Origin of the sequence: Bradyrhizobium sp. 192 (genome assembly GCF_023100965.1) — a bacterium.
Lineage (GTDB): Bacteria > Pseudomonadota > Alphaproteobacteria > Rhizobiales > Xanthobacteraceae > Bradyrhizobium > Bradyrhizobium symbiodeficiens.
In genome coordinates this window covers 1,653,600-1,675,524 of sequence record NZ_CP064690.1, presented here as the reverse complement: position 1 = coordinate 1,675,524, position 21,925 = coordinate 1,653,600, and the positions used below count along the sequence as shown (strand labels likewise).

Here is a 21,925-nt window from a genome sequence, read left to right as displayed (position 1 = left end):
GTCGTGTAGTCGGTGACCGGTCGGAGTGTATGGCAGTCCGGGCAAAACCGGCGAGAAGGGCATATGTCTCCGCCTCATGATTCACGACCGCGCTCTGCAGCGCTGCCATGATCTTCTAGCTATCGGTTATCGACAAGCAGATGTCGAGTCGAACAGGCTCTCCCAGCTCTTGTCTATGCGGACCTCCTTCCGGCATGTGTCGTCAAATTCGTTCCGGCCCTCGATCATTCCACCGCCATCGCTTTGTCTCAAAACGATGCTAACGGGACTGCTAGAGCCTAACAACCCTTGTTTGACACCACAGAAATTACCGGTCTCCTCACGACGGATCGCCCATGACTCGGGGTCGATCGCTACTCCTTCATTGCAATGGACCTGCACCATCTACTCCTTGCCGGTCTCCCGGCGCACCTAGTTCCGGCCCCGTCAGAGGCTCAGCTCGTTCGGCGTGGCCGATCACCCCGATCAAAGCATCGACATAGGCGCCGGACGCGGCTTCACTCTCGGCTGTCCAGTCGGGCATGGCGGGGCGCCTCCCTGATCACGAAGCAGCACCCGAGCAAATCCGCCAGCACCGCGAATCCCCCGCATCCGCGACTTTCTAGCTGAGTAAGACTAGGCGCCCGCCGCAAGTCCGGGCGACGCCGCCATCAACCGGCGGGCAGATGCGCCGATGGCAACAAGCGCGCGTGACGCAACGCCGCCAGATCAGCCGAGCCGGTGCAGAAGCAGGCGACGGCCAACTGGCGGATGACGATCTCGAAATGCGCGACAACCGCCTCGGTGGATACCGTAGCCGCGCGCAGCACGCCGGCCGCCTGCCCGGCGATGTCCGCGCCCAGGCGAATGGCCTTGGCCACGTCGACGCCGTCGCGGATCCCGCCCGACGCGATCAGCTTCACCGTTGGCAGCGCCTCACGTACCGCCTGCAGGCTGGCTGGGGTCGGAATTCCCCAATCAGCGAACGCCATTGCCACTGTGCGGTCGGCGGCATCGCGGGCGCGCTCGCCCTCCACCGCGGCCCAACTGGTGCCGCCGGCGCCGGCGACATCGATCACCGCCACGCCCGCCTCGACGAGCGCACAGGCCACCGAGGCGGACAGGCCCGACCCCACTTCCTTGGCCACGATCGGCACGCCCACGCTGCGCGCGGCGCGAGCGATCTGCGCCAGGACGGCGCGCCAGTCGCGGTCGCCCTCCGGCTGTACCGCTTCCTGCAGCGGATTGAGATGGACGATGAGTCCATCGGCCTCCAGCGCATCCACCGCGCGGCGCGCCAGGTCCAGGCCGTCGGCCTCGCGCAGTTGCGCGGCGCCGATATTGGCCAGCAAGGGAATGTCTGGGGCTAGGCGGCGCAGCGCGCGCGTCAGCCCCTGGGAGTTGCGGGATTGCAGGCTCACGCGCTGCGAACCGACGCACATGGCAATCCCCAAGGCTTGCGCTGCCTCGCTCAGATGCCGGTTGATGGCCTCGGCGCGTGACATGCCGCCAGTCATGGAGCTGATCAGCAGCGGGGCACGCATGGTCTTGCCCAGCAGCGAGGCGCGCAGGTCGATCTGCGTCAGGTCCAACTCGGGCAATGCGCAGTGTTCGAAACGGACGTACTCCCAGCCGGGGGCGATCGTGGCCGGCGCCGTTCGTCGGTCCAGCACGATGTCGAGATGGTCGTCCTTGCGCCGGCTCAGGGCGGTGTCGCTCATGCTCGCTCCGTCCGTCGCATCGGGCGACGGCGTTGCGTCGGATCGGACCGACGGCAGCGCGCGCACGCCGCCGCCTCCCGCGCCTTCAGGCCGGCGCACGCTGGCCTCCCCCGCAGCGTCGCTGCGGTAGCGGCTGCTCGAGGTCTGGTAGTACTGCGCGCGGATGGCCGCCATGGCCTCGATCAACGGTCCCCACGGCGCGGGAAAGCGTTCTTCCGCCATCACCCGGTGCAGCATGCGCGTATGGCCGGCCAGCTCGTCGTTGAGGAACTCCACCGCAGGCATAGCCGGATAGCGCTGCAGCAGCAGGATCGACGCGTTGTCGGCCTCGCCGGCCGACCTGTCCTTGTCGCGTCCATGCAGATCGTTGTGCAGGCGCCCTATCGCGCAGATGAGCCGCAGGACCTCGCGAAACGCCGGACGCGCGCGCAAGGTCGCCATGTCCAGCCCCCACAGCAACGACAGGCAACAGAACACGTTCGTGTAGGCGATCGAATCGATGCCGTTGTGCAGGTACTCGGCGTAGGACCAGCGTTCCGCCCCTACCGCCTGCGCGTGTCCGCCGCGCAGCGCCGCGCAGTAGCACCGGGTATCGTCAAGAAGCTGAACATAGTCGCGACGATCGTAGGCGAGCGCGGCCAGCGAAGCGCGCAGCACAGCGCAGCCCTCGAATCCGGGCAGCGCGCACGGCACGCCCTGCCCCAGCGCCTGCTCCACGGCAGCGAGCTGCTCCGGCGCGATCAGGCCAAGGTCGTTGCAATCGTCGAGCCAGAACAGCAGCGCCAGTTCGCGATAGAACGCCACGATCAGCGTTTCGTCGTGCGGATCGCGGCCGGTGCGGGCGCTGGTGTCGCGCAGGCTCGCCTGGATGCGCTGCAGGATGTACTGGCCGCCCCTGACCGCTTCCACGGCATGCTCGTCGGCGAACCCGGTCAGGGAACGCCCCCACTCCAGCACCTGCTGCAGCGCGCGTTCGGTCTGGATCATGGCGCCGCTCCTGCTCCCTCGGCCGCGACGCGCCGCCCCCAACCAAGCGCCAGCCACAACCCGGCGAGTTCGGCCACGCGCACGACCCGGGTGGGGCAATACAGTTCCTTACCGATCCACAGCGGCGTCTGCGGCAATGCATGCGCCGCATGGCGGGCGAGCATCCACTCGAGCGCACGCGCCACCGCCTGCGCGATGCGCCGGCGCCCTGTCGGCTCTTCGCTCCGGTCCATTGCGTACAACGCGAACAGCGCATAGGCGGTTTCCTCGAATGTGGACGCGCGACCGGCGCCCCAGCCGCCGTCGTCGCGCTGCGCCTGCAGCAGCGCCGCCAGCGCGCGCTCGTCGCGCCACTGGGGCTTGCCTTGCGCCAGCGCAGCGACCGCATGCGCGGTGGGATACAGCCACGAAACGTGCCATTTTTCGTTGTCCCATACACCATGCGGGTTGCGATTGGCCTCGACGTAGGCACTGGTCCCGGCGGCGGGCTTTCCCAACAGTCGCAACGCATGCAGGGCATGAATGTTGGTCGACACCGAGGCATTGCGCTCGCCGGGGAAGGTGACGAACAGCTCGCCGACTTCGAAATGGCGTAACACATCGACCGCCGGGTCGCGGCCTGCGAGGCGCAGGACGCACAGCGCAACGGCGGTGTCGTCCGCATCGGCCGCGAAGTGCAAGGCCGGGCCCAGACCGCGCACGCCGAGGCGCGCGTCGAGCTGCGCGACGATCACGCGCACCGCCTCGGCGAGCGCGGGATGCGCGAACAGCCCGGCCAGATGCAGGGTGTACAGCGACCAGCATGGCTCGAACACATTGATCGGCCAGACGTTGGGAACGACACCTTCGATGCCGCTGCGCGTCGCCCGCGATGCCGCCAGCAGATACGCGTCGGCGCGCCCGACCTGCGGCGTGCTCCCCTGTGTCACGGCGTGCGCACGACACGCGGCGGTGGCCGCCGGACTGATGCCGATGCTGCCGTCGTCATCCGGGCATGCGGTGGTCAGCGAGGTTCCCCAGGCTTCCCAGGAGTGCAGCAACGGATGGCCGCTCGGCAACGTCGCTACCGCCCCCAGCTTGACCAGGCACGCTTGCCGCAACGGCAACAGCGCCGGGTGGCGCGGAAACGCCACGCCGCCCAGTAAGGATGCGGCCTCGCCGCACAACTGCGGCAGGATCAGCTCCGCGGCGATCGGCGCGTCTTCCGGCACCGTATGCGCGTAGGGATCGGGCTCGCGCTCGAGGAACCGTGTTGCAGCCTGGACTGCGTCGGCAGCGCCGGGAAGAGGATCGGCACGCTGCAATGCCAGCAACGCCGCCCAAGTGGGCGCATGGCGGAACAGCGGGAAGTCCGCGCTTCCCCATCCGCCATCGGCCTGTTGCTGCGCGATAAGCCATGCGTATGCGTCCTGCCGACCGGTGACGTTGCCGCGGAACTGTAGAGCTCGCGCCGTGTCATAGACCGACGGGCCGACGCTGCCGCCGTCGCTCATCTCGCTCAGCAGGTGGCGCAATTCGGAAAGGATCTGTTCGGAAAGCGCGTTCACTCGGGATTTTCCTTCTGCAGACGGTCCGGGCAGACGCCGCGCACGTCGCCGCGGGCCCGTCGCGGCCCCGCGCATGCGGCAACGCGCCGATGCTGGCGCCGATCCGCCGCATAGGCTTGCGCGCAGCGCGCCGGGGCCGTGCTGGGCAACCGCTGCGATTGGCGCCGCGGACTCGGACACAGTGCAGCATGCACCGCTGCCGCCGGCCGATCGCAACGGCACAGGTGCGACTCCACGTAGACGGGCGCGTTCATGCGCATGGCGCGTGCTTGAACAGATACGCGTTGGCCCGCTGCAGCATCTGCGCCAACCGTTCCGCACGCGGCCCCAGTGGGGCGATGGCCTCTCCGGCGTCGCGCAATAAATCCAGCGCGAACTGGCGCGCTGCCTGCAGCCCCATGATCGACGCGCAGGTCGGCTTCTGCGCCGCCGCGTCCTTGCCGGGGGTCTTGCCCAGCGTCGCGGTATCAGCTGTCGCGTCGAGAATGTCGTCGACCACCTGCAATGCCAGGCCGAAACAGGCCGTGTAGCGATCGAGCGCACAGTACAGCGCAGCGTGCACGGCATCTTCGGCGATGGTGCATAGCGCGCCCATGCGAACGGACGCGCGCACTAGCGCTCCGCTCTTCATCCGGTGCATCGCCACGATCCTGTCCAGCTCGACGTGCTTTCCGACCAGCGACAGATCCATGGCCTGCCCGCCTGCGGCACCCTCGGCGGACACCGCCTGCGCCAGTTCGCGCACGAGCGCGATACGGTTGTCGCCCGGCACATCCAGCCTCGCCAGGGTCAGGAAGGCGTGCGCCTGCAGCGCATCGCCGACCAGGATCGCAGTGGCTTCGCCGAACTTGACGTGTACGGTCGGAAGGCCGCGGCGAAGCACGTCGTCGTCCATCGCGGGCAGGTCATCGTGGACCAGGGTACAGGCATGCATCATCTCGATGGCGGCGCCGATGTCGTCGAGCATGTGCGCCGGCGTGTCGGCCAGTGCGCCGGCAGCCAGACAGAGCAAGGCGCGGGTGCGCTTCCCGCCATTCAAGGTGGCGTAGCGCATCGCCGCCATCAGCTCGGCCTCACCATCGTCTTCGGCGCAGAGAAGACGCGCCAACGCCTGTTCGACCCGCTTTGCGCCGTCCTGCATCCAGATCTCCGGCAGCAGCCTGCCGGATGCGCCGCGCACCTGCGCGCCCAATCCGCCGAGCGCGGAAACGCCAGTTCGGTCGTCGTGTAGCGTAGAACCGGTCTGCATGTTGTTCATGTCCTTGTACCTGACACGGCGACGGCGAGCGCCGAGCCGCCGCGGTGTTGCCGGCGTCGCACCGAGCGCACGCGCCCAGTGCAGCAATGCCGCCCGTCGCCGGCGCCGCTGCCTCGCCACACGGGGATGCGATGCCAGCTCATGAGAAGCCGATGCGGATTGTCATGGACGGATGTGCGGTTGGGTAATAGCGCCGGCCTTTTTCGACGCCGCTGAGCAACCGCGGCCGCACCCCGGCCTTGTGCATGGTCAGCGCCAAGGCAATGCAGAACTGCACCAGTTCCAGCCATACCAAGTGGTAGCCGATGCAGACGTGTGGGCCGGTACCGAACTGCAGCATGTCCAGCGGCTGGATCGGCTCCGTGCGTTGCAGCCACCGCGCCGGGCGGAACTGATCAGGCGCCTCGTGCAGCAACGCCGAGGTCGAGAAATGGAGCAGCGGGATGCACAGATGGGTGCCCGCGGGAATGCGCCGTTGGCCGAGTTGCAATTCCTGCAGCGCGCGACGCGGCAGGAGCGTGGCCGTCGGATGCACGCGCAGCGTCTCGCGGAACAGCGCCTCGGCGACCGGACACTGCGCCAGGTCCGCGTGCCGGGTCGGCACCGCGCCCACGCGTTGCGCCTCCTCGACCAGGGCGTCCCACAGCACAGGCTGCCGCGCCAGCTCGATCACCATCCAGGCCATCGTCGAGGCAGTGGTGTCGTGACCGGCAAGCAGCAGCAAGCGGATATTGGCGACCAGGACGTCATCGGACATCCCATCATCGCTGCGATCGAAGGCGCTCACCAGGTCGTTGATCAACCCGGTGCGCGCGGCATGCGCGCGCACGTCGCGGACGAATTGGCGCAACTGCGCGTCGATCCAGTCGCGGGCGGCGCGGCCGCGCCGCAAGGGCAGTCCGGGCAGGTCGACCGGGGGCGCGACGATCAACTGCACCAGTTGCCGGTACTTGCGATGCCATTCCGGCAGGTCCTGCGCGGGGATTCCCAAGAGGCTGAAGATCAGCTTGAGCATCAGGTCGCCGGTTTCGCGCAGGATAGTTACGTCGCCGCGGTCGCGCCACGCCTGCACCCGCGCTCGGATGACGGGCACGAACAGGTCGCCGATGCCGGCCTGGGTCAGCCCCTTGGGCAGGAACGCCGCCTTGATCGCATCGCGCGCCTGCCGGTGCGCGCCGCCGTCCTGGGTAACCAACGTTCCGCCAAGCAATTCGGGCGCGATCTCTTCGATCAGCGCCGAGGACACGTCCTTGTGCCGGAGCAGTGCGAACGCATCCGGATCCACGCAGGTCATCATGTGTCCGGCAGGGCCGAAATCCAGCCAGAAGTGGCTGCCCAGCATCCCTTCCGCGCGCCGCAGCAGGCGCGGCAGGTCGCAGACGATGGCGGGAAGATGCCCCACCAGGGGGAAAGCGCCGGGCACGACCGGGATGTCGTGCCGCAGCCGGTGACGACGGTCCAGCGGGTTGAGCAGCATGTCCGTCAGCAGCGCGGCGCCGCGGCCGCTTCGGCGGTGTGCCGGCAGGCCGCGCGGCGCGGCTGTTGCCACGCTCGGCGTACGTCGGCACATGCGCCAGCATACCGCCGTAGATGCACACGACCTGGCCGGCGATGAACGCAGCATCGTCGTAGAGCAGGAATGCCACCAGCGCGGCCACGTCCCTCGGCGCAGCCGACGCGCGGCAGGAGCTGGTGCCGCCGCAGATGCTGTTGCATGCACTCGTCCAGCTTGGCGAGGAGACGCTCGGTCATGACGAGACCCGGCGCAATCGCGTTCCAGCGGATCTGCGCATGACGGTACTGGGTGGCGAGCGAGGCCCACAGCATTTTCATCGCCGCCTTCGACGCGCCGTAGGACGTCTGCGCGGGGTCAGCGCTGAGCCCCTGCCACGACCCCATGTTGACGATCGCGCCACCGCCGCGAGCGATATGGCCTGCGGGCAGCAGAGCAGCGTGCCGCGCAGATTGGTCGCCATGGTCTCATCCGAGAGGGCCAGGTCCAGGTCGAGGATCGCGCAGTGGCGCGGGGTCAGATGCATGTCGCTCGCGTTGTTCACCAGCAGGTCAACCCCACCGAAGTGCCGCTCCGCCGTTTCGAGCAGCGCTGCCACCGACTGCGCGTCCGCGATGTCCATGGCCACGGCCAGCCGCGTGGCCCGCTTCGGCCGCGATCTGCGCGGTGCAGGCGATGCCCGCCGAGCCATCAATGTGGGCCACCACCACTCTGCCGCCCTCGCGCGTGATGGCGAGGGCGCTGCCTTGCCGATGCCGGCGCCAGCGCCGGTCACCACGGCCACCTTGCCTTCAAACCGCGCCATCGTGTCCTCCTGGATTGCGTTGTTCTTTCGCGGCATGCAGCTCGGCCTCCCCCGGAGAAGGCGCAGGGTCGGCGCTGGCGCGCTCGTCATCGCCAACGTCGCTTTCGATGACCCGAATGGCGGCGACTGGGCATTGGCTGGCCGCGAGCCGCACGGCGGCGTGCAGCGCCTGCGGGACCGTCGCCACGCACACTTCGGCCACGCCGTCCGGTTCGCGCTGGCGAAAGGCGCCCGGCAGCGTCAGCACGCACTGCCCGGTGGTTGCGCACAGATCCTGGTCGACCACGACGCGCATCTCAGCCCCCCTGCCCACGCAGCCGCACCGGCAGCGCGCGGAACGTCCTAAGGAACTCGGAGGGCTCCCGGGTCGGCGGCTCGGCCAATGCCAGCGTGGGGAAGCGCGCCTGGATCCGCGGCAGGCTCTCTGCCAACTGCACCCTGGCCAGTTGCGCACCGACGCAGAAGCGGATGCCGTGGCCGAAGCTCAGCATGATCTTTCCGTCCGTCGACATGCCGGGACTGGTGCCGTAGAACCGCGCGGGATCAAAGCGATCGGGATCGGCGAAGGCGTCCGGGTCGCGATTGCCGGCCGCGATCAGCACGCGCACGTCCGCGTTCTTCGGGATCACCACGCCGCCCAATTCGATGTCGCGCTGGGCGATACGCATAGTGGTGCTGAACATGACGGGCGAATCGCGGCGCAGGACTTCTTCGACGAATGCCTGCACCCCCACGGCGTCTCCCTGAAGCCAGTGCCGCTGTTCGGGATAGGCCAGCATCGCCAACACCGCATGGTCGATGGTCGCAGCAGTGGTTGAGAAGCCGCCCAGCAGCATGCCCCAAAGCATGCTGATCAACTCCGCATCCGACAGCGTGTCGGCATCGTCGTCGTGTGCGCCGACCAGCATCGACACGATGTCGTGGCGGGGATCGGTGCGCTTACGCTGTATGAGGTCCCCGAAGTAGGCCTGCACCCTGGCGCTGGCCGCGTCCGCCGCGGCGAGCTGGGGGTCGCTGGCGTGCGGGCCCAGGCCTTTCAGAATGGGGTCGATGACGGCGGCGAGCCCGAACATGTCGTCCTGGGGCATGCCGAACAGTTCGGCCAAGACCAGCATGGGCAAGGCCAGCGCGAATTCCCGATGCAGGTCCACCGGCTCCCCGCGCTCCAGCGCGGGCGCCATGCCGTCCAGGCGCGCTGCGACGTTGCGCGCGATGCTCGGCCGCAGGTTCTCGATCTGGCGCATGGTGAAATCGCGCGAGATCAGCCTGCGCAGACGCGTATGCGCCGGTGGGTCCTTCATCGCTATTGTAGACGCCAGCAGATTGAGTGACCGGCTGGTCGCCGCACGCGGAAAATAGCGCGCCAGTTCGCCCGGCGCTGGTGCCCGAAACGCATCGCCCGTGGCCTTGAGCGCCCAGTAAATATCGGCGTGGCGGCTCAATAGAAAGAGGCCCGACGCCGCGCGATGCACCGGATCGTGCTCGCGCAGCCACCGCATAAACGGATATGGGTCGTGGGTGCGCGCTGGCGACGCCAGTTCGGCGAAGGCGTCCCGGCATGCTGCCGTGGTTTCTTGCACGTCCATCTTCCTTATCTGTTGGCTGGCTGATCCGACCGGCGCGCGCCAGGCGCTCGGGCAAACTGCTGAGAACATCGGGGCGATTTCGCCGAGGCCCCCTTCCCATAGAATGCTGTCTGATGCGGATTTGACATTTTGCTTTTCTTTCTTCGTTCCATCGATGGCGGTGTCATCCACGAAATGAAGGTCGGTCGGCGGCTCCCGGCTCGCAACGAAGGAGCTTCAAAACTCGTGCCAATCTGGCCGACCCAGCAGAAGGAAAAGATTGTGATTGCTTTCAGCGGATTAGCCTGAGGCCAGACAAGAGCTCGCGAACTAGGCCAGTGTCGCGGACCAACAAAGGCGACAGAACAGTGTCGGATAGTCGCCAGACGCCAGACTGGCGACACCTTCTTTATCAGTTCTCCTGAATGACGATTCCAGTTGCTGGAATATATGCGGCCTCTCGCAAGTGGACTGCTGTTGCAGGCAGGCCATAATGAGATCCGCGCACACGCGTTCCCAATGAAGGTTTGGGGCACGAAGCCCGCTTTTTTGCACAGGGCTTACGGTATGCTGATCCACTGTTTCGTCATCACTATCGCGAACCTTGCAATCGAGCCAGAAGCGTCAGGCAAACGCGGGATCTCTGCCTTCGTCGCCACGCATCTGCTCGAAGCGCTAACAAAGACAGTGCTCCAGATCGACTTCACGTCCGTCGTGATGACCGGGACTGTTAGGTTCTTGCTCTTCGGGGGAGCGCTCCACGTCGATCTCGCAACGTTGGTAAGCCGCGCCGTACCCCGAATCGAGCTTGCCACCTTCGCCACGATCGTCGACGTTTATCCTTGGCTTTCTATTCTGGCAGCCCGCTGGTCTCCTTAGTTAGTCGCTGCCGCTGTCTTTGGCGCTGGTGTTTGGCGGCCTCATCAGCCTGACCGATGCGGTGGCGGTCATGGGTACGCTCAAAATGTAAAGGCACCTGAAAGTCTCGAGGTCGAGATGCAGGGCGAGTCACTTTTCAACGAGGTGTCGGCATTGTCGTTTTCACGATCCTGCTGGCCTTCGCCGCCGGCGGTCCATGCGAGGTCGCGGCCCGATTCGGCAACTGCCGGCTTCACGCCAGAACAGGTCGGATCTGGGAGTTCCCTACCAGCTTGTATCTGACAACTCACTCGTCGATCTCGTCGGAGAAAGCTGAATCAACCAGGTGGTGTGTGGGTCTGACAGTTTGTTGGGCACACCCGGGCGCAGGCGCTGCAGCCGATGCAAGCGCCTTCGTCCTTCAGCACCATGACCTTCTTTTCGAGCTCATCGTCGTCCTCGTCGAGATCGATGATCTCGCCACCCTCGCTTAGCCCCTTCAGCGTCATGACCTCACGGCCGCAGATCTTGTAGCAGCGGCCGCAGCCGATACACTTGTTGGGATCGATAGAAACCAGGTAGTCCGGCCTCCAATTGCGACCGTCGCGGGTCCTGAATGACATGGCTAACCGTCCGCTATGTTTTGTCCAGCGCCTCGAGATATTGGCGCTTGCTTTCGAGCTCGCTGAAGGCAGCGTGGGCCTTCTGGGCCACGCTCAGGATCGACGACCAGTTGACCGGCAGCTCCTCGGAGAGGTCGTGGAGGTCCATCTTGGCCTGGGTCGCCTTGGCCGACAGCTTCTTTATTTCCGCTTTCAGAGTTTCGATGTCGCTCACACTTGCCTCAACAACTCGCCACTTCCGGGAACTTACGGATCATCTCAACGCCACTGTTGACGAATTTGTCGCCTTGATTGGCGAGATCAGAGAGATGGTCGAAACCAAAGCGATGCACGTCGCGCAGCTGCTTGCTCACGACAACGAGCCGGCCGCCGATCAGCACGATCCGACCGAACCCTTCGTGATGCATCTTCAGCATTGGCGAGATCATCACACCGGTTGCCTTCTCGATAGAGAGCGCAACGGCGTCGAAGAACAGCTCCAGCCGCCATGTCGTGTCCGGGTCGGGATTGCCGACGATCGGCAGCGCACGGCGCTTGCGCTTGTCGAGAACGTAGGGTTCGAGCAGCTCAAGATCCTTTTTGCCCTCCCAGGCGCCGTGGGTGTCCTGGGCGCGCCAGATCTTGATGAGCTCTTTCAGAAATGGCCATTCCGCGGCGGCGGCGGCTGGAGTGACTTCAGACGGATCGGCCATCTTTATTCCTTCAGGCTTCGAAATCCACCGTACGATCCCGGCTTTTGGTGAGCAGCTTCCGCAGCCAGGGCGGCGGCGACCCCTTCAGCACGGTTTCGAGTTTGGCGCAAAGGTCGTGGATGGGCTCTGGCTGCAGCACCTTCATCGGATGGATGTTCCTGGCGACGACTCGCGCAGCACCCGAGCCGCCAATCGCCGCAACATAGAGGATTGCGCACTCCCTGATCGCCTCGATCTTCGGCGCGAGCTTATCCTCATTGCCGTCTTCGGTGAGGTCACCGTCGAATTGGATCGCCTCGATAAACCGATGCCCGTCCGGGCCTACCTCGTAGATCACGATGTTCTTGGCCCAGCCGAAGTGGGCATCGACGTGCTTCAAGTCCTGAGTGGCGAATGCAACTTTCATCCGGGTTGTTTTCTCTCCCTGCTCAATGCAACTGGGGTGGATGGAGCTGTGGGCCGCCGCAGCTTGATCGCCAGGTGTCGGGCGTCGGCCCATGGTTCGCTTCGCGGTCGGTGATGATCAGATTGGCAATGTCAAAGATCAGATCGCGCGTGCCGCGATAGCCAACCATCGTGAGGTGCGCAGCACCAAGGCGATCGAACATCGGAAAGCCTACCCGGAAGAACGGGACATTGAGTCGCGAAGCGGCCTGGCGACCATGTGAATGCGACATCAAGAGGTCGCAGTCACGCGACCTGGCAAGCTCTTCAAGGTCCTCCAGATCGCCGATCAGGACGTCCTCGGTCCTGACCCGCTGGAGCACCGGTGAGTTCGTCGTCGTCACCGCAGCACTTACCTGTGCGCCGATCTCGTGGAGCAAGCTGGAGAGATCGAATAACAAGTCCGGCTCGGCGCCGATCGCGAGCTTGCGGCCGCCGATATGGAAATGTGCATCCAGCATGGCGTCTGCCAGCTGTCCACGCTGCCGGCGATATTTCCAGGGCACCGACCGGCCGCTGATCTGGCTCAGGAAGGCGATGAATTCGTCATTTGGGATAAGGCCACAGAGCCGCTCGAACAGGCGGAACGGCGCGCCTGTCCGCACCTGCATGGCCTCGGCCGCACGGCGCATCTGCGCGCCGATCGCGATCGTCCAGGCCACCTGCCCCATGGTCGCAATCTCGTCCACTCCAATGCCCCCGATCGTGGTGGGCGTGAATTCGTCGGGGATGTGACCGTCCAGCGAACCGGCGACGTCCGGCAGGAACGAGGGCTTGAGCCCAAAATCCTCAAAAATCGTGCGCAGCTCGTCGAGATCGCCGGGCGTGAGGTGGCATCCAGGTAGCACGTTGACGCGGGAGATATCGCGCGGTCTCGCCGTGTCGACGGGAGCCACAAGCATCTCGATCATCCGCGCCACTGTCTTGCCCCAGCCATCCTGAAAGGCATCCTTGAAATCCGGGGTCGAGACGTAGACAAGGGGGAGCTTTTCGAGCTTCGGATGCTTCTGTCGGATCAACCGGATGAAGGCTTCGACGTCATCGCCGTTGGTCTCGGTGACGCCAGTCGAATTGATACCAATGATCTCAGGCTCGAGCCGATTGTAGATGTTGAGGATCGCCTGTTCGAGATTCTCGTGGCCACCGAGCACGGTGGCAACCTCGCTCATGGCCGTCGTCTGCATCGGCACGGCTTCATTGAAATGGCGCACGAACAGCGTTAGCCCGAAGGAGGTGCAACCTTGCGGACCGTGCAAAAGCGGCATCGCGCCGCGCAGTCCCAGGAAGGCAAATGAGCCGCCGATCGGCTGGCTCATTTTGAGCGGATTGACCGAACAGGCTTTCTTCGAGGTAGTGACGACCGCCATGCCGTTCCCCTACTCGGCCGCCTGCAGCGCAGGGGGCTGCAAATCGGAACGAATGTCCTTACAAGCAACGCACCGTGCGGTGGAATTGGTGCATGGCTTGGCGAGGTTCAGGCCATGGGCCGCAATCGCGCTCTCGCCACCGCTGGCCTCATTTTTATTGGAGAGACTTATCGTATTGACGCCGTTCTTGCTCGCGTCTCGAACTGGATCAGCGGCTTGCGCATACATCTGCGCAAACGTCCTTGCCTGACGCATTCGGTCGAACTCATCCCATGGCGCGGCTTGGCGGAGCTGATCCCATATCGGATTGTAGAGCGCTTTCTCGATCTCCTCCATGAGTTTGACAATGCCGATATAGCCCATATAGGCGTGGCAGCGCTCCTGGTTGATATCGAGCCACGGCATCGCCGCCTTTAGTGCGACGAATTGCGACTTGCCGCCCGAGAGCATGATGTCGGCTTTTGCGTCCTTTAGCATCTTGTAGATCTCGCGAGGCGACATGTCCTCGATCATGTGGGCGTGCTGGCCCATTAACTCCTTGATACGTTCCTTGTCCTTCTTGGTCGATTTCTTCACGGACGTGCCGACGATCTCGAGCCCGGCCTCTTGCAAAGCGGACACCATCGACCAGGATTTCACGCCACCGGTGATGAGAACAACCCTCTTTGCGGCAAAGCGTGGCTTGAAACGTTCAATCGCAGCCCAGGCTTTGGTCTCTTCGCGTGCGATCAGGGCTTGTGTGCGTTCCATCAGCTCAGCCGGCGCGCCGCGTTCGATCAGCATGCGCGCGATCTGGCGTAGTGAATCGCTGGAATCCTCAATACCGTAGAACGAGCCTTCAAAAAACGGGATGCCGTAGCGCTGCCTCATCTTGCGTGCGACGTTGATCATTGCCTTTGAGCAGACCATCATCGCGGCTTTGGCTCGGTGCGAATAAGCCACCTCGCGATACTTGCCGTCCCCCGAGATGCACGACAGGATCCGGATTCCGAGCTCATCGAGCAGCGGCTTGACCTGCCAGAGCTCGCCGGACAGGTTGTATTCGCCGATGATGTTGATGTCATAAGCAGTGGTGTAATCGGGCTCTCCGGTACCAATGACGTGCTCCAGCAGTGCTTCGCCTGCGAGCTTGTTGCCAAGGTTCTTCGACCCCACAAATCCCGGTGCATTGATGGGAATGATCGGTTTGCCAAGTTTGGCGGACGCTGCCTTGCAGACCGCATCGATGTCGTCACCGATCATTGCGGGCACGCATGTCTGGTAGACGAAGATGGCCTGCGGGTCGTATTTCTCTGTGATCTCCTTGACTGCCCTGTACAGCCGCTTCTCGCCGCCGAACACGATGTCGGTCTCGCTCATGTCCGTGGTGAAGCTTCTGCGCCACAGATCGGAGCCGGAGGAGGCGGAACCGCGATTGTCCCAAGAATTGCCCTCACAGGCGATTGGACCATGCACAAGATGGGCGACGTCGGTGAAGGGCTGCAGTGCGACTTTGGCGCCATCGAAGGCACACCCACCGGCGACGCCGCCCGGCTTCAGCTGCTTGGTGCATCCATTCTTGCGCTCGACGTTCGACTTGCTCGCATTCCTGGCGCAGCCCGGTTCGTTAAAGACGTCCTGTATGGTCGTGGGAAGTGAAGTCATGGTGTCTCTTTCGGGGATGTCAAGACATTCGCACAGACCAAGAGGATGGCCCGGCGGATAACCCGGGATCCCCGCCACAGCGCTGCTGTTCCTGCGGACGATGAGGCGGGGCGCTCGCCTCAACGTATGATGTCGAAGCTGTAGTCCGTCTTGCCAACTGAGCTGGTTTTTCTATCGATCTCATCAAAGATCTTGTCGAGAATCTTGACCAGCACATTCATGCTACCCTGATAGCCCCACACTGGATAACGATGGTGATGATGGCGATCGAAGATGGGAAACCCGATGCGGATTAGCGGCGTTCCAGTGTCACGCTCGAGATACTTGCCGTAGGTGTTACCGATCAGGAAATCGACTGGTTCTGTGAACAGGAGCGAACGCATGTGCCAGAGATCCTTGCCCGGGAAGGCGCGGCAGTTTTTACCGAACGGCGAGCTCGCGAACAGCGCCTGCATCTTCTGCTCCCAGCCCTTACTTCCGTTGGTCGAGAGCACGTGCGTCGGCTCAGCGCCAAGCTCCAGCAAGAATGCGGCCAGGCCATAGCAGAGGTCGGGATCGCCGTAGATCGCGAACTTCTTGCCGTGAACATGCGCGCTAGAGTCAGCCATTGCGTCTACCAGACGCCCGCGCTCCCGCTCCAGCGCATTGGGAATTGCCTTGTTGGTGATACGCGACAGCGTCATCAGGAAATCGTCCGTGGCGCTGACACCCAGAGGGTGATTGAAGGAGACGACCTCCTGGTCGTGCCCCTTGATGAAGGGCAACGTCTTCTCCGTACAATATTGCTGCATGGAAATGGTTGCCTTCGCATGTACTGCGTTCGCGGCATCCTTTAGTGTCGTGCCGCCATCATACATGCGGAACTCGCCGTCGGTGGGGGTATCGAACACATCACTGTTATCCGCGAGGATCGTGTAGCCGATCCCCATCAGCTCGAAGATGCGCTTTATCTCACGGATGTTCCCGACAGTGTAGCCGTCGAAGCCACCGATGAAGTTGATCCAGTTGTTCGCTTTGCGCTGGAGTTTAGGCGCCGTGCCGGCTTTGCCATCCCAGAAATGCTCGAGGATGCCCTTGAGCGTGTTGTCGTAGCCGGTAATGTGGCTACCGACGAATGCAGGAGTGTGAGCGAATGGTACGTCGTAATCCGCGGGGACTGAACCTTTTTCCTTTGATGTTTTGATGAAGGCGTTGAGGTCGTCGCCAATGACTTCCGCCATGCAGGTCGTGGCGACCGCGATCATCTTCGGCTTGTACATGTTGTAGCTGTTGGCAAGCCCGTCGGTCAGGTTGTTGAGCCCCCCGAACACAGCCGCGTCTTCCGTCATGGACGAGGAGACGCACGAAGTCGGCTCCTTGAAGTGCCGCGACAAATGGCTGCGATAATACGCGACGCAACCCTGGGAGCCGTGGACGAACGGCAGTGTGCGCTCGAACCCGAGCGCGGCGAACACCGCACCTAGCGGCTGGCAAGCCTTCGCCGGATTGACGGTTAGCGCTTCGCGGGCGAAGTTCTTCTCGCGGTATTCGGGCGTCTTGGACCATTCTCCGATACGGTCGACTTCGGCGGGATCGTGCGGATTCTCAAATAGCGCCTTCTTATTGGCCAGCATCTGCTGGTATTCGTCTCCCCGGAAAAGCTCGGAGTGGTCGAGGATGTGTTCGGCGTTCTGTGTCATCATGGCACTCTTCAGGTTCTTGTGTTCGTTCTCCTGCCCTTCCCTCCTCTGCGGAGGAAAGGGCCCGAGCGTCGGCTTTCCTATTCCGCCGCCATGAGGCTCGGCCGCGGAGCGTCCTTCCAAGGTGCGGTGGTCTTCCCCCAGATCGGGGAGTTGATTGCCATGTCCATGTCTCGGGCGAAGATCGCGAAGCCGTCATAACCGTGGTAAGGACCCGAGTAGTCCCAGGAATGCATTTGGCGGAACGGCACGCCCATCTTTTGGAAGACGTATTTTTCCTTGATACCGGAGCCGACGAGGTCGGGCCGGATCTTTTCGACGAAGCGCTCGAATTCGTAGCCGGTGACATCGTCGTAGATCAGCGTGCCGTCCTTGACGTAGTGCTGGGCGGTGCGCTGATAGTCGTCGTTGTGACCGAACTCATAGCCTGTGCCGACAACATCCATGCCGAGGTCCTCATACGCGCCGATGACGTGGCGAGGACGTAGGCCGCCCACGAACAGCATTATGGTCTTGCCATCGAGCCGCGGCCGGTACTTCGCGGTCACCGCATCGACCAGCGGCTGATATTTCGCGATGACGCGCTCGGCGCCCTCCTTGATCTTATCATCGAAGAAGCTTGCAATTTTGCGCAGCGACTCCGCGATTTTGGAAGGCCCGAAGAAGTTGTACTCGCACCAGGGAATCCCGAATTTTTCCTCCATGTGCCGTGAGATGTAGTTCATCGAGCGATAGCAATGCAATATGTTGAGCTTCGCTTTCGGCGTCGCCTCCAATTCAGCGAGAGATCCATCCCCGGACCACTGGGCGATGACGCGCAGGCCCATTTCTTCGAGCAGGATCCGTGACGACCAGGCGTCGCCGCCGATGTTGTAGTCACCGATGATGGCGACGTCATATGCGGTCGGCTGAAATTTAGAGCTGGCTTCTGTGGCGCTCTTGTCGAAGATCCAATCTCGAATGGCGTCGTTCGCGATGTGATGGCCGAGCGATTGTGACACGCCACGAAAACCCTCGCACCGCACAGGCACGATGGTTTTGCCGCCATATTCCTTTGACTTTTCTCTGGAGACTGCCTCGATATCGTCACCGATCAAACCAATCGGACATTCGGACTGAATGGTAATGCCCCTGTTGAGAGGAAACAGCTCCTGTAGCTCGTCGATGAGTTTGGTGACCTTTTTATCTCCGCCGAACACGATATCCTTTTCCTGGAAATCGGAAGTGAACTGCAGTGTCACGAACGTGTCGATGCCGGTCGTGCCGACGTAGTAGTTGCGCCGCGAGCCCCATGAGTACTGACCACAGCCGACCGGACCGTGGCTAATGTGGATCATGTCCTTGATCGGCCCCCAGACCACGCCCTTGGAGCCCGCGTAGGCGCAGCCGCGGATGGTCATTACGCCCGGAATGGACTTGATATTCGACTTGACGCCACAATCGGACTTCCCCGCCTCGTGAACACTCAGATGCTTGGCGCGCCTTTTGGCGGTCTTCTCTGGGTAGACCTTCAACACCTCATCGATTAGCTGCTTGTTGCGCGCCTTGATCTCTGCGACGCTCTCGGTAGTTGCTCGGCTCATACAAATTTCCTTTCGATTGTCGTCTCAAATGAAGAAGCGGCGCTTTTCCGGTAGACCGACGGATTTCCGATCCGGCGTTGAGGTGTAAAGCGTGCAATCTCGCTGGCCGGTCCTACCGGACGCAACTCCGCGGGGTTCTGGATCATGCCGCAGCGATCGATCAGAATGTTGCAGCTCATCTCGGCTAAGCGCTTGCGAGCGCCATGTGTGACGCTGTTGATTTGTCGACGGAATCGGTGACCAAGACGCGTCTCGGTGATGTCATGCCTGCCCTCCAGCCTTGGTCATATCGGCTTCTTTACTCGCTCGCGTGCCATCAGGGGCGGCCTGCCCCTCTGCATGTCGATGCAAAGGGCTAACAGCCGCCTGTTGCGCAGGGGTTTGCAACGAGTGTGCCAGCGCTGGTTGAACACGAAAAACCCACGTCTGTAGAGCTAGATAGCTGGCAGGATGCGGATGTTATAAACCCGACCCTACGTGGCACCGACAGGCGTGCCCGCTAACGCTCTGTCTGAAACAAAACAATCACTTGCGCTCTCCGCCAGCGAGATAGGTAGAGTCTTCCCGCGCGCCGGCGTCACTCCGGTGCGCAGCTTTGCTTGGCGCCCCATCGAGCGATCGCAAACACGATCGGCTCGAGAGAGTTCAGCGCACGTAGATGCGCCCATGGTGTTTGCGATCGATACTGAGCAAGTGATGTTGAGCGCTGCAGCACCTCTTCTGGATGACTAAGAGAACTCAGGTGTCAGCAGAAGGCGTTGTTTCACTTACAGGCGATCTTTCGCTTCGCTCGTCATTCCAGTTGATCTCTCGTGGAGACGCGCTCTAAGTGGCGACACCCGATCTCGTGGAGAGCATTGGGGCTGATCGATTCTCAACCCGCGATAGCCTTAAAGGCGCAAGCTCCTGGCCCTTGCTCAATCGGGGTAAAGAGGTCGGCGTTCTGCGTCATTCGGCAGCCCAGTTGCAGCTCGCTTCAGCATCTCGGGAAGGCACGCCCCGACGCAATTCGGCGCTTGGATCGCTCGCCCGTCGACTTTTTTCTAACGCCGCTTGCGGGAGCGTGACGCGGTGAGCCGACGCCGGCACGCGGCACCGAGTGCAGCGACAACGAGGCCTGTCTGATGATGAGCGCGAGGCGCTGCTCCCACTACAGACGGACACCACTAGAGCGGCTCCATCAGCGCGGGCTGCCCTCAAATTCGCGTTGAGCGTTCATCCTCCGTCAATGAAGCTTCGCATATTCTCCGTTCGGCAAATAGGGCCCGTGGATAGCCTACTTTTATCTACTTCCCGGCGCGAAATTGATGCTTTCCAGCCTTAGGGCAACGGCATGGGGCAAAACAAACCCGCCGGCTGGACGGCGGGGGCCTGAAGCGAGCATGATGGGTCCGAGATCTACGGAGCGGCTCGGCTGCTCATCGTCCGGCCGATGTTGCGGAGGTTGAGATTACACCGAGGGCGAGCCAGCGCTGCATTCCGGCGTCATCCTTCTACCAGCATGGATTGAAGCCGTTTCGCCGCTTAACCACGCTGATGCGTCCATCGCGTGCGCCATTCTTGGCATCGCGGAACCAGCGCTTCTTCTGTTCGCGCTTGCGCTCAGGGCTTTTGCTCGGTCGATTGGGGATGCATACCCCCCAATGCTCTCGCAGCGGCCTCGTTCTGGCAGAGTAGAATCCGGCGTCAGTCGCCACCAGCCGCGGCACGCCCCCTGGTAGGTGCGATGGCCGTGATCAACAGATCGCCATTGCGCCGCCGGACATAGAGTTAGTCGACAATCTTGCAGCTTGATCATTTTGCCGAACTCATTGGGCTTGCCGGCTTGTCCTTACGGATGATCTCGGGCCGGCGGCTCGAACACGCTGAGAACCTTATCTTCGACATGAGTGTCGCCGTGGAAGATGCGCGCCCAGGCTCTTGACGGATCACCCGCAGCACCAGCGGCAACATCCGATCGAGCTCCGCGCGGAGTCCCCTCCAGTGCGATCTGCTGCAGAATGTCCGTCGCTCTCTTCACTCCTTTGGATATTTCTGCGCTTGCGGAAATAAAGCGTAAGACACGAGTCACTTCCAAAAAACAGATTCTGGCCAATCTGTGAACTCCAATTCGAAGCTACGTAGGCCAGTAAGTTTGGTGGTGAATTTAAGGGTCTTCCCTGAAAGGGCTGCCAATGAGCCAGATGCGAACTTGAATACTGTCGTGCCGGAAGTTGCGACCGCAATGCCTTGCTCCCCTTCCATGCTAGAGAAGCCGGTCGCCTCGGAGAGTTGCCCAATTGCAACTCCCTCCAGCGCGCGGTGAAATTCCAGGGACGCTAGGTACGTTCCTTTATCAGCAGCCCACTCGCTGACCGACACTGCTGTAATCCCCGCGTCACGCGAGAGACCATCCGCGATCCGGCAGCCATATTGAACCGTGAGAATGACCCGCTCGTTCCGAACTCCGACCGGCTCTCGATCGGCGGCAGTGATCGTGCACGCGTACCGCCTTGTGTCCGCAACCGCGCTCGCGCTTAGCCCGAGCAGCTCGAGAGCGGAACATAATGCAAAAGCGATAGCGGCTCTTCTCATTCGGCTACACCTAGTCTGGAGTATCGTTCGCCTGCTCTGTACAACCTGACGCTACGGCCGATTCAAGCTTCTTCGATCGCTCTGTCGGATGAAAGCTACTCATGGTGACCGCGGTTTCGCAGAAACGGCGCAATCGGTGTCCCCCAGCCGTGGTCCTGGATGGCCGGCCCGAACGGTTTCATTATCGGCGCTCACCGTGCGCCGCGGGCCAGCACATCGGTGAAAAGGCTGAGGACCGACGCATTTCAGCTCGGCGGCGGCCATGATGGCGCGGCGGTCCGCGGCGACGGAGCCTACGTTTCTGACGCAGGCGCATGCGTTCTATGAGCCGACGCCATTTTGCGCGCCAATGACCTGCGGCTCCCGAATTTTGCTTGACAGTGTCAATGTAAAAGGAAACGTGGTCGCTAGGAGCCGTTCAAAGGCAGATTGCCGCTCAAGCAGGCGATCTTCGAGAACCTTACGCTCGAGATCACTCAGCTCGCTTTTAAGCCTTCTTCGACAGCGCCAAATGTCATTCCGCACGTGTCGGATCTCATTCAATCGATCGTCAATCGCAGCCATCACCGACGCCATATCTAACTTGAACCAGCCATGGACAACTGGTCAATCACGTCCTTCCCTCAGTAAGACGCGGATGAGATCTCACGACCTGGCCATCTGCGGACATGATGTAAAGATCTCCTACCAACATGTCCTCTTGTACGGAAGTCTTTCAACGCAAGAGCACGAAGTGACCATTGCTTCTGCAGAAGTTCAGCGATTCTTGCGACCAGCGCGCAGGATTTCAAAAGCTGCCACTCGGCCGTGAGTGGGTCGAAATGGTTATCTTATCCCAACCCACACGCGGCCCGATCAGGTGTCAGGCCGGCACTTCAGCTGGTCTCGAATGGGAATATCCGAGTAAATCGGACGGTCGTACCGTCAAACTCTAGTCTAGGTAACAGATTTGAGATGGGCAATTGCTCTGCCAGCGAACCCCAGGTGGGATTCAAGACAAGCCATGTTCAGGCTTCGGGGCTCGTCTGTTACAAACGAGCGCGATTTCGGAGGCGGCGCGCAAAGAGCCGACCCGAACTGAGTCGG

Annotated in this window: 16 protein-coding genes and 2 pseudogenes; 1 reads left to right on the top strand and 17 read right to left on the bottom strand. The window is 62.6% G+C overall.

Annotation, left to right across the window (positions count from 1 at the left end):
* Nucleotides 1-650: 650 nt before the first annotated feature.
* From fni to IVB24_RS07795, 8 genes and pseudogenes are all read right to left on the bottom strand, one after another.
* Nucleotides 651-1,700, bottom strand: a complete 1,050-nt coding sequence (fni, locus tag IVB24_RS07830; protein ID WP_247772601.1) for a type 2 isopentenyl-diphosphate Delta-isomerase — start codon at nt 1,698-1,700, stop codon at nt 651-653.
* Nucleotides 1,701-1,785: 85 nt separating this feature from the next.
* A pseudogene (locus IVB24_RS07825) lies at nt 1,786-2,687 on the bottom strand (hypothetical protein).
* A complete protein-coding gene (locus tag IVB24_RS07820) occupies nt 2,684-4,234 on the bottom strand; it encodes a hypothetical protein (RefSeq protein WP_247772600.1) in 1,551 nt (516 codons plus the stop codon). The pseudogene IVB24_RS07825 and the gene IVB24_RS07820 overlap by 4 nt, the downstream one beginning before the upstream one ends.
* 250 nt (nt 4,235-4,484) lie before the next feature.
* The gene (locus tag IVB24_RS07815; protein WP_247347536.1) at nt 4,485-5,483 is read right to left on the bottom strand and encodes a polyprenyl synthetase family protein; all 999 of its coding nucleotides are present in this window, start codon (nt 5,481-5,483) and stop codon (nt 4,485-4,487) included.
* 148 nt (nt 5,484-5,631) lie between these two features.
* Nucleotides 5,632-6,969, bottom strand: a complete 1,338-nt coding sequence (locus IVB24_RS07810) for a cytochrome P450 (RefSeq protein ID WP_247347509.1) — start codon at nt 6,967-6,969, stop codon at nt 5,632-5,634.
* Between the two features lie 5 nt (nt 6,970-6,974).
* Nucleotides 6,975-7,810, bottom strand: a pseudogene (locus IVB24_RS07805) (SDR family oxidoreductase).
* Entirely contained in the window at nt 7,797-8,105 is a 309-nt protein-coding gene (locus IVB24_RS07800) for a ferredoxin (protein WP_247347507.1), read from the bottom strand. The pseudogene IVB24_RS07805 and the gene IVB24_RS07800 overlap by 14 nt, the downstream one beginning before the upstream one ends.
* 1 nt (nt 8,106) lies before the next feature.
* Nucleotides 8,107-9,396 (bottom strand): cytochrome P450, encoded by a 1,290-nt coding sequence (locus IVB24_RS07795; RefSeq protein WP_247347535.1) that lies wholly within the window; start codon nt 9,394-9,396, stop codon nt 8,107-8,109.
* A 417-nt stretch (nt 9,397-9,813) separates the two neighbouring features.
* Here IVB24_RS07795 and IVB24_RS07790 point away from each other — a divergent pair, with 417 nt between their 5' ends.
* Nucleotides 9,814-10,254, top strand: coding sequence for a hypothetical protein (locus IVB24_RS07790; RefSeq protein ID WP_247347505.1), 441 nt, complete (start codon nt 9,814-9,816; stop codon nt 10,252-10,254).
* Between the two features lie 317 nt (nt 10,255-10,571).
* Here IVB24_RS07790 and fdxB read toward each other — a convergent pair whose 3' ends face one another.
* The 9 genes from fdxB to IVB24_RS07745 form a co-directional block, all read right to left on the bottom strand.
* Entirely contained in the window at nt 10,572-10,856 is a 285-nt protein-coding gene (gene fdxB, locus IVB24_RS07785) for a ferredoxin III, nif-specific (protein WP_018457679.1), read from the bottom strand.
* A 13-nt stretch (nt 10,857-10,869) separates the two neighbouring features.
* The gene (locus tag IVB24_RS07780) at nt 10,870-11,070 is read right to left on the bottom strand and encodes a CCE_0567 family metalloprotein (protein WP_018457678.1); all 201 of its coding nucleotides are present in this window, start codon (nt 11,068-11,070) and stop codon (nt 10,870-10,872) included.
* 7 nt (nt 11,071-11,077) lie between these two features.
* Nucleotides 11,078-11,548 (bottom strand): NifX-associated nitrogen fixation protein, encoded by a 471-nt coding sequence (locus IVB24_RS07775; RefSeq protein ID WP_018457677.1) that lies wholly within the window; start codon nt 11,546-11,548, stop codon nt 11,078-11,080.
* Nucleotides 11,549-11,558: 10 nt separating this feature from the next.
* Entirely contained in the window at nt 11,559-11,954 is a 396-nt protein-coding gene (gene nifX, locus IVB24_RS07770) for a nitrogen fixation protein NifX (RefSeq protein WP_247347502.1), read from the bottom strand.
* A 22-nt stretch (nt 11,955-11,976) separates the two neighbouring features.
* Complete coding sequence (gene nifN / locus IVB24_RS07765; RefSeq protein WP_247347500.1) at nt 11,977-13,359, bottom strand: nitrogenase iron-molybdenum cofactor biosynthesis protein NifN; 1,383 nt, start codon at nt 13,357-13,359, stop codon at nt 11,977-11,979.
* 9 nt (nt 13,360-13,368) lie between these two features.
* Nucleotides 13,369-15,003: a nitrogenase iron-molybdenum cofactor biosynthesis protein NifE gene (gene nifE / locus IVB24_RS07760; protein ID WP_247347534.1), complete on the bottom strand. Its 1,635-nt coding sequence runs from the start codon at nt 15,001-15,003 to the stop codon at nt 13,369-13,371.
* A 119-nt stretch (nt 15,004-15,122) separates the two neighbouring features.
* Nucleotides 15,123-16,682: a nitrogenase molybdenum-iron protein subunit beta gene (gene nifK, locus IVB24_RS07755; protein WP_247347533.1), complete on the bottom strand. Its 1,560-nt coding sequence runs from the start codon at nt 16,680-16,682 to the stop codon at nt 15,123-15,125.
* 80 nt (nt 16,683-16,762) lie between these two features.
* The gene (gene nifD / locus IVB24_RS07750; RefSeq protein WP_247772599.1) at nt 16,763-18,265 is read right to left on the bottom strand and encodes a nitrogenase molybdenum-iron protein alpha chain; all 1,503 of its coding nucleotides are present in this window, start codon (nt 18,263-18,265) and stop codon (nt 16,763-16,765) included.
* A 2,067-nt stretch (nt 18,266-20,332) separates the two neighbouring features.
* Nucleotides 20,333-20,626, bottom strand: a complete 294-nt coding sequence (locus IVB24_RS07745; RefSeq protein ID WP_247347497.1) for a hypothetical protein — start codon at nt 20,624-20,626, stop codon at nt 20,333-20,335.
* Nucleotides 20,627-21,925 lie beyond the last annotated feature (1,299 nt).